Here is a 6,749-nt window from a genome sequence, read left to right as displayed (position 1 = left end):
CGATGCCGCTTACCAGTGGACCGGCGGCGATGTGGCGGGCACGCATAACGCATGGATCGGCGGCCTGATGCCGTCGAGCAACAATCATCAGTTTGCCGCGCATATCGGCATGCAGACGTTCTTTTGATGCGTGTGGAAATGGCCGCGAGCGCGGCCATTTGTTCATTGTTTGCATTGCGATGGCCGGGGCTTGACGACAGGCAAACCCGCCTGCGAGTCCCGAGGCTATGCTTGCGCCGACCTTAATCCGGAGCATAGCCATCGTGAAAAAATCCACCCTCGCGGCCACCGCGCTTGCACTTGCTTGTGCGCTGGGCCTCGGCAATGCCGTCGCGCAGACGCCGTTCGCGCCTTCAGCGACGCGGCCCTCGGCACCTTCGCCTTCACCTTCACCTTCGGCGGCGTCGTCCATCGATCAGGGCGACGGCTTTTACGCCGCCTGCCAACAAGAGGAAAATCTCAGCGCTTGCGCCATGTATCTGGTCGGCTATTCGAATGGCGCGCTGGTGCAGGCACTGGTTGACAAGCAACGGCCCCGTTACTGCCTGCCGCCGAATCTCACGCGCAAGGACCAGTTGCGCGTGGTTCTGGCCTACATGAAGGGGCATCTCGAACAAATGCTCGAACCGACTGGCGCCATTGTCTACAAGGCGCTGTTCGCGGCTTTCCCCTGCAAATAGAACGCAGTCGTTCAGATCACCAGATGTTTCGTGATCTGTTCTATGCCGCGGCGCATGCGGCTGACCGCTTCCGCCGCATTGACCACCTTGCTATAGGTGGGGCTGAACTCGGGGCCGCGCGATGCATGACTCTCGACACCCTTGACGGCTTCGCTCTCGTGCGGAGGCGCGATATGGGAGCCGCTATTGAAGAGATGCCGTGGCAGATGCGGTTCCAGCATCTTGAACAACATGGAGAAATCTTCGTTGGCAAGACGAACCTGCTCGTGCAGCAGTTCAAAGGCATCGTTGAGTTTGGGAACCGACGCGGCCTGCACAGAGGCGGCCGGCATGTCGGTCTGGAGGCCCGCTTGCTGCAGGCGCTCCATTGCAATGGCGGCCGTGACAGTAGGGGCCGCGTGGTGGCCATCGTTATGAGTGGTGTCCATCGATCAGTTCCTGTTGCAGATATTCCGGATGTCGCGACATGCAAGGCGCTGGGCGCATGTCGCGCGCGGGAGTCTAAGGGGCTTTGGCCGGCTTTCATCCTGAAAATAAGTCTGCACGCGCGGGAACGTCGTCAGGACTTCATCAGCGCCGCGCCAGCATGCAAAGATTGCGAAACTCGCGACGCTCCTGCTCATAACCGGTAAGCGGCGCCTGGCACCACCAGTAGCGCTGCCGCAACCGGGCTTCTTGCGCGAGTTGTTCGGCGGAAGGGACCCAGTAACGATTATCAGAGGATCTGCCGGCTTCGCGCAGTGCCCCTGATTTGAGCGCCTGCACAAGAATTTCATTGATCACCGGAGCGCGTACGCCGAGAAGTTTCCCAAGTTCACGCGCGCTATAACGCACGCCTGCTTTCATGACCGCGACGATTTCCGCAACGCCGGGCGCTTCTGTTGCGGCATCGCCATGTAGAGTCTCGCTGGCGATCGGTTGGGTGGGTATGTCGACGCTTATGTGCTGGATAGGCATGAATTTCTCCCGCGATTGTCAGGTGCAAGTGAATAGAACAGGAGGCGTCGGCTTTACCGGCTGCAAGGCGCGACGTCGCTTGTGACTATAAGTGTTCGGCCTCTGCACGAAATGACGTGTATCAAGACTCAAGCGGGGTCAATTGGGCAATTGCGCGCGGGATGATCCATTCGCTGTATTCGCGCATCGAAAAGTTTTAAGAAGGGTTAGATTGCATGCGCGCGACGCCTGCGTACGTGCGGTAAGATGCTCGCTTGAATGGCAGGGCGGCGTTGCCGCAGGGTGCAAAAATGGATCAGAAGAAAGCCGAGCGCCTTCTTGTCGATGCGGACAGGATGGCCGAATTCGTTCTCAAGTGTTTCGACCTCACACTCGATTCGCAGGCGGGCCGCGATCTCTACGAACGCGCATTTGGAACCTATATCCGCACCGAAGTCGGCGATATGCCGATGGCCGAGATTTACGACGCGCTCAGGACCGAACCGGTTCTCGATCTGACGCCGCACGCGTAACTGGAGCCAGAAATGAATGCGGCGCGCCGGTATGATCCAGCGCGCCGCATCTTTCAGTGAGTCATCGAATGAGATTCAGGGAGAGAACGTCATCTGCACAACCTTGACGATGACGAGTATCACCGCCACCAGCAGATAACCGCGCAGCACGCCCATCCACACGCGCTTGGCGAGCGTGAGATTGGGCGGCGCCAGTTCGGCGAGCGGCGGCATGCGCCACATATCGCGTGCGCCCTGCGGCCAGCGTTGTACAACGGCAATGGGTTCGCGGCGCAGCTTGCGCAACATGAGTGTGACCGCATAGCCCACGATGGCGAGGACCGTGCCGCCCGCCAGGATCTCCACGATGGTCTCGCCGCTCATGTCGGGATACATGACCGAAGCCGTGAGCACGATCGACAGCATCACCAGTACCCACACCACCGCGCCTGTGAACAGGTTCAGCGCCTTCGAGTTGACCCACGGGCCCAGCACTGCACGGTCGTTGCAGAGCAGCAAAAGGAACACCGTAGCGCTGGGCAGCAGTACGCCCGCGAGCGTCTGCACTGCTTCGGTCAAGAGACCCAGCGGGCTGCCTGGAATCAGCACAATGGCCGCGGCCATGGCGACGATGCCGAAATACACCAGATAAAAGCCCTTCGCGTCCGACACGCCGCGATGCAGCGAGTGACGGATCTTGAACACATCGCCGATCGCATAGGCCGTCGAAAGCGAGACCGCCGCCGCGCCGATGATGGCTGCGTCGAATAGCGCAATCGCAAACAGCACCGCCGACGTATGGCCGGCATACTTTTCCAGACCCGCGATCACGCCGCCCGCATCGCTGAAGTTGCCGTATTCCGGCTTGCCCGCGTAAAGCTGCGCGCAGAACGCGATCATGGCCACGGCGCCAATCAGCACGAACAGAATGCCGATCCACAGATCCGCTTTCTCATACTTCATGAAGCGCGGCGTGATGCGCTTGTCAATCACATAGCTCTGCTGGAAGAACAATTGCCACGGTGCGACCGTCGTGCCGACGATGCCGATCACGAGCAGCATGACGTCCGAGAGCTTCGCGTGCGCGGGCCAGTTGGGGACGAAGAAGTCGCGCGTGATCTGGCCCACGGGCGGATGGATCGACACCAGCACCGGCACGAGCAGCAGGCTCAGCAGGCACAGCCCGATGGCGAAGCGCTCGAAGCGCCGGAAATTGCCGGTGCTGACCGCTGCCATTGTCAACGCCGCCGCGATGCACACACCCGCAATCTTTGGCAGACCGAAGAAATCGAGCACAAAGGTGATGCCGATAAATTCGGTGACGATCGTCAGCGCGTTGAGAACGAACAGGTCGATGACGCTGAAGGCGCCCCAGAATTTGCCGAAGCGCTCGAAGATCAGGCGCGCATGGCCCACGCCAGTGACCGCGCCCAGGCGCAGCACCATTTCCTGATTCACATACAACACGGGCACGAGCAACAGCAGGGTCCAGAGCAGGGTGGTGCCGTAGTTCTGGCCGGCCTGCGTATAAGTGCCGAAGGCGCCCGCGTCGTTATCGCCCACCATCACGATCAGGCCTGGGCCCAGGATGGCGAGCAGGGTGCGAAAACGCGCCCACCAGCTCGTGCGCGGCGCGAGATCATGACGCGAGATGGTGCCGAGCGCACCGTGGATATCGCCCACATGGGCGTCGTCGAGCACGGCGCTGCGTGGCGGCGACACATTGGACTGAGGAAAGTTGGCTGGCGTGGACATGATGGTTCCGTTTTATCGTTGTAGATAGCGTGACGGGTGAGCGAAGCGGTTCAGCTCCGCTCAGGAAAATCGGCGCGCAATGCGTTGCCACAGACGGGCGACGCGGCCTGGCGCGCGGTGGTGCAGCGCAAGCATGCGGTCGTAGTGGCCGCGTGCTTCATCGACATGAGGAAGGCTGGAAAGCAGGAGTGCGAAGTTCATAGTGTTGCTCCGGGCGCCGGATTGGCGCGTTCGCGGGAAAGCCAGCGACCGGAGGCCGTGCGCGATGCGCCAGGCGAACGTCTACTCGCTTTTCCCGTTCAGGGACGATGGGTTCAAAGGCATACGTAAGGGATAACTATCACTGTCCGGCATGGCGGCTCCTTTATCGGCAAGGCGCGCGAACGCAGTCGCGAGCCTTGGCCCACGACGGGAAACCATACGGACGTGCGAACGCAGCGGCCGGATGGCGCGAATTAAAGGTGCACGGAGAGTAATTGCGGCGCGCACCGTCTGCCTGCTGGCAGGACGGCGGCTAAGGAAGGTAAGCGCGGACGTCGAGCCGGTCAGGCGGCGAAACAGTTCGAAGATCGACTACTGCTGGTGTCCAAGGCGTCAGCCCCCTTAGTGAAGATTCCGGGATTCTAGGCACTGGACATTTGACGCGTCAACCCGTTTCTTGCATTCGATGCAAATGAAACACGATCAATGCCGAGGGAATAAAAATGAAAGCATCGGCCTAGTCAATTGCATAGGAAACCTGTCCATTGGCTTGCGTCTTGATTGCGGTTTTGACGCAGGACATAGGCCTGGCTTTGCATCACGATGCCGAAAACAACGGCGCATCTTTTGATGTGATTTTTGCTTGCGGTTTTGCGCAAGTGCCGAATACAATCCGCCCCGTTACATCGAAAGGAGTCCCTCGTGGACACATGCTCTAGCAGTGGAAGTTGGATGCCGGCCTGCGCCGGCGTCACATTCGCGAGTTAGACGCCGCAGGACTTTTCCTTCGCCGTCAACTCGCTCTGGTCGGGTTGGCGCGCTTCTTCGTTTTTTCAAAGCACGCTCCCTCTGTTGAACCGTCTTTCGCAGGCATGCCTGCGGGACGTCGCACGTCTTTGCGCGTGTGGCCATTCGTCGCCTGATTTAAACGGGCGCGCGGAGGTGGGCTTATGTCCGTCAAATTCATCGCTACGTCATGCCTGGGCGGACCGCGTCCGCCACGCGCTCGCGTGGGCCTCGCCACGCTCATGCTGGCATTGACCATCGCCGCCGTCGCGCTCGTCGCGGCGCTGTGCGCGTCGTCCGCTTCCGGCGAGATCGATCGCGCGCTGCGTTTGAGCTGGTGGTTCTCCTAGGCGCGACGAGCGCCGCGCCCGCGTCGCGGGCATGAATTTCAAGCAAGTCACTTTTCGCAATCGCTCCGCCTTTGCGCGGGGCACACTCGTCCCTACAAAAAACATCATGAAAAAGCCGCTCAACACAACGCCTTCGTTCCGGGTTTCACGTTTTGGCGCTGCCGCGCTGCTCGCTTTCGGTCTTTCGCCCGCCGCCTTTGCACAAGCGAGCGACGCCGCGACACCGGCCGCACCGCCAGGTCTCTGGGATCGTGCAACGCTATTCGGCGACATGGGCGGCCTGCGCCCCTGGCTTGCCGATCGGGGCATCTCGTTTGGCCTGCAGGAAACCAGCGAATATCTGAACAATCTTTCGGGCGGCGTTCATCGCAGCGGCGCCTATGACGGGCTCACGGAAATGAGCGTGGGCGTGGATACGCAAAAGGCTTTCGGTTTGCCGGGCGGGATTTTCAACGTGTCGGCGCTGCAGATTCACGGCACCAATCTCACGCAGCGCAATCTGCTCGCGCTGCAATCCGCTTCGGGCATCGAGGCCGATTCGACCACGCGGCTTTGGGAACTCTGGTATCAGCAGAGCCTGGCGGGCGGCAAGGCCGATGTGAAGATCGGCCAGCAGAGTCTCGATCAGGAGTTTATGACGAGCCAGTACGCGAATACGTTCATGAACGCGACCTTCGGCTGGCCGGTGTTGCCGTCCGTCGATATGCCGGCGGGCGGTCCCGCGTATCCGCTTGCGGCGCTGGGTGTGCGTCTGCGCGCGATGCCCTCCGATACGTGGACCGTGCTGGCCGGCGTGTTCGACGGGAATCCGTCCGGTAACGGCGCGGGCGACCCGCAAAAGCTCAATGCACACGGCACGAACTTCAACCTGCACGACGGCGCGCTCTTTATCGGCGAGGTCCAATATGCGCTCAATCCGACGCCGTCCGACGCATCTGCAGTAAAACCATCAGGATTGCCAGGCACCTACAAGCTGGGCGTCTGGTACGACACGGCGCAGTTCGCCGACCAGCGTTTCGATAACACCGGTCTCTCGCTTGCCAATCCCGCGAGCACGGGCGTGCCGCTCGCGCACAAGGGCGACTACGGTGTCTATGCCGTCGCGGATCAGATGGTCTGGCGTCCTGCCGCGGACAGCCCGCAATCGCTGGGCGTGTTCGCGCGCGTGATGGCCGCACCGGGCGATCGCAATCTCGTCGATCTGGCCGTGAACGCAGGCGTGAGCCTGAAGGCGCCGTTTAAAGGGCGCGACAACGATGTGGCGGGACTGGCGGTGGGCTATGCGCAGATTGGCTCGCATGCGCAAGAGCTGGCAAGCGACACGCCGGGCGCACCTTCGCGCAGCGCGGAAACCGTGCTGGAAGCGACGTATCAGTATCAGATCGCACCGTGGTGGCAGATGCAGGCCGACTTCCAGTATCTGTTCAGACCAGCGGGCGGCATTCCCGATCCTCAGAATGGCGCGCGCCGCGTGGGAGACGAAGCGATCGTCGGCGTGCGCACCACGATCGCGTTCTGATATTCAGGAA

At 61.1% G+C, this 6,749-nt stretch carries 8 protein-coding genes; 4 read left to right on the top strand and 4 right to left on the bottom strand.

Translation table 11 applies throughout. The annotated features are described in order from the left end of the window. The first annotated feature begins 263 nt into the window (after window positions 1-263). A complete protein-coding gene (locus VG320_RS12525; RefSeq protein ID WP_327200427.1) occupies window positions 264-680 on the top strand; it encodes a Rap1a/Tai family immunity protein in 417 nt (138 codons plus the stop codon). An 11-nt stretch (window positions 681-691) separates the two neighbouring features. Here VG320_RS12525 and VG320_RS12520 read toward each other — a convergent pair whose 3' ends face one another. Further along, complete coding sequence (locus VG320_RS12520) at window positions 692-1,108, bottom strand: hypothetical protein (protein ID WP_327200426.1); 417 nt, start codon at window positions 1,106-1,108, stop codon at window positions 692-694. A gap of 142 nt (window positions 1,109-1,250) precedes the next feature. Next, window positions 1,251-1,637, bottom strand: coding sequence for a hypothetical protein (locus VG320_RS12515; RefSeq protein WP_327200425.1), 387 nt, complete (start codon window positions 1,635-1,637; stop codon window positions 1,251-1,253). A gap of 290 nt (window positions 1,638-1,927) precedes the next feature. Between VG320_RS12515 and VG320_RS12510 the strand changes: the two genes are divergently transcribed. After that, window positions 1,928-2,149 carry a hypothetical protein gene (locus VG320_RS12510; protein WP_327200424.1) on the top strand — a complete coding sequence of 74 codons (222 nt, stop codon included), beginning with the start codon at window positions 1,928-1,930 and terminating at the stop codon, window positions 2,147-2,149. A gap of 75 nt (window positions 2,150-2,224) precedes the next feature. Here VG320_RS12510 and VG320_RS12505 read toward each other — a convergent pair whose 3' ends face one another. Together VG320_RS12505 and VG320_RS12500 are read right to left on the bottom strand one after the other, a co-directional pair. Next, entirely contained in the window at window positions 2,225-3,883 is a 1,659-nt protein-coding gene (locus VG320_RS12505; RefSeq protein ID WP_327200423.1) for an NRAMP family divalent metal transporter, read from the bottom strand. Window positions 3,884-3,943: 60 nt separating this feature from the next. Then, the gene (locus VG320_RS12500) at window positions 3,944-4,084 is read right to left on the bottom strand and encodes a hypothetical protein (protein ID WP_327200422.1); all 141 of its coding nucleotides are present in this window, start codon (window positions 4,082-4,084) and stop codon (window positions 3,944-3,946) included. Window positions 4,085-5,034: 950 nt separating this feature from the next. Between VG320_RS12500 and VG320_RS12495 the strand changes: the two genes are divergently transcribed. Both VG320_RS12495 and VG320_RS12490 read left to right on the top strand, forming a co-directional pair. Beyond that, entirely contained in the window at window positions 5,035-5,220 is a 186-nt protein-coding gene (locus VG320_RS12495) for a hypothetical protein (RefSeq protein WP_327200421.1), read from the top strand. A 106-nt stretch (window positions 5,221-5,326) separates the two neighbouring features. Further along, window positions 5,327-6,739, top strand: coding sequence for a carbohydrate porin (locus VG320_RS12490; protein ID WP_327200420.1), 1,413 nt, complete (start codon window positions 5,327-5,329; stop codon window positions 6,737-6,739). The last annotated feature ends 10 nt before the right edge of the window (window positions 6,740-6,749 follow it).

This window comes from Paraburkholderia sp., assembly GCF_035948235.1.
In the GTDB taxonomy this organism is placed as follows: Bacteria; Pseudomonadota; Gammaproteobacteria; order Burkholderiales; family Burkholderiaceae; genus Paraburkholderia.
This window is presented reverse-complemented; position numbering and strand designations above follow the sequence as displayed.

What these genes read in the sequence shown, in the direction of transcription:
- VG320_RS12520 (WP_327200426.1), bottom strand. Translation starts at nt 1,108, where the DNA reads ATGGACACCACTCATAACGATGGCCACCACGCGGCCCCTACTGTCACG.
- VG320_RS12515 (WP_327200425.1), bottom strand. Translation starts at nt 1,637, where the DNA reads ATGCCTATCCAGCACATAAGCGTCGACATACCCACCCAACCGATCGCC.
- VG320_RS12510 (WP_327200424.1), top strand. Translation starts at nt 1,928, where the DNA reads ATGGATCAGAAGAAAGCCGAGCGCCTTCTTGTCGATGCGGACAGGATG.
- VG320_RS12505 (WP_327200423.1), bottom strand. Translation starts at nt 3,883, where the DNA reads ATGTCCACGCCAGCCAACTTTCCTCAGTCCAATGTGTCGCCGCCACGC.
- VG320_RS12500 (WP_327200422.1), bottom strand. Translation starts at nt 4,084, where the DNA reads ATGAACTTCGCACTCCTGCTTTCCAGCCTTCCTCATGTCGATGAAGCA.
- VG320_RS12495 (WP_327200421.1), top strand. Translation starts at nt 5,035, where the DNA reads ATGTCCGTCAAATTCATCGCTACGTCATGCCTGGGCGGACCGCGTCCG.
- VG320_RS12490 (WP_327200420.1), top strand. Translation starts at nt 5,327, where the DNA reads ATGAAAAAGCCGCTCAACACAACGCCTTCGTTCCGGGTTTCACGTTTT.